The sequence below is a fragment of the Bacillus cereus group sp. N12 genome (assembly GCF_016483575.1).
GTDB lineage: Bacteria > Bacillota > Bacilli > Bacillales > Bacillaceae_G > Bacillus_A > Bacillus_A toyonensis.
This window is the reverse complement of sequence record NZ_JAEHBO010000191.1, coordinates 1-649: the sequence shown is the minus strand read 5'-3', so window position 1 is coordinate 649 and position 649 is coordinate 1. Positions and strand designations below refer to the sequence as shown.

Here is a 649-nt window from a genome sequence, read left to right as displayed (position 1 = left end):
GGTAGGTGGGAGATGAATTTCGGTTTGGCGTAGCCAAAAGGTTTTCCTTTTTATTTTGCCTCTGATATAATCAGTCTTATAAATTATAAAGGCTGGTATATAAATGAAATTAGATAGTAATAACCATTCAGTATTCTTGTTGTATTATCATCTTGTGTTGGTCGTAAAATACAGAAGAAATGTGTTTGATGATGATATGTCAGACTATGCAAAAGATATGTTTGTTCGACTATCTGAAAACTATAACATTACATTAGTTGAATGGAATCATGATGTAGACCACGTTCATATTTTGTTCAAGGCACACCCTAATACAGAAATGACAAAATTCATCAATGCTTATAAAAGTGCAAGTTCTCGACTTATTAAAAGAGACTTTCCACAAGTGAAAAAGAAACTTTGGAAAGAGATGTTTTGGTCAAGAAGTTTTTGCTTGCTAACTACTGGTGGTTCGCCAATAGACGTAGTAAAAACATATATTGAAAATCAAAGTGAAAAGTGAGGTGAAATGATATGACAAAGCAGAATAAAGCATATAAATTCCGTTTGTATCCAACAGAAGACCAAGCACATCTTATGCGTAAAACCTTCGGTTGTGTACGTTTCGTGTATAACAGAATGTTAGCTGAACGGAAAGAAGCGTATGAAA

At 33.4% G+C, this 649-nt stretch carries 2 protein-coding genes; both read left to right on the top strand.

The features are described from left to right. Positions 1-103: 103 nt before the first annotated feature. The gene (gene tnpA, locus JDS92_RS30075) at positions 104-502 is read left to right on the top strand and encodes an IS200/IS605-like element ISBth16 family transposase (protein WP_000762752.1); all 399 of its coding nucleotides are present in this window, start codon (positions 104-106) and stop codon (positions 500-502) included. An 11-nt stretch (positions 503-513) separates the two neighbouring features. Continuing rightward, positions 514-649, top strand: a 136-nt coding sequence (locus JDS92_RS30070; RefSeq protein WP_199633042.1) for a helix-turn-helix domain-containing protein, incomplete at its 3' end; no start/stop codon positions are given.

Bases quoted from the DNA above. Each gene is read 5' to 3' on its own strand.
- tnpA (WP_000762752.1), top strand. From the start codon at position 104: ATGAAATTAGATAGTAATAACCATTCAGTATTCTTGTTGTATTATCAT.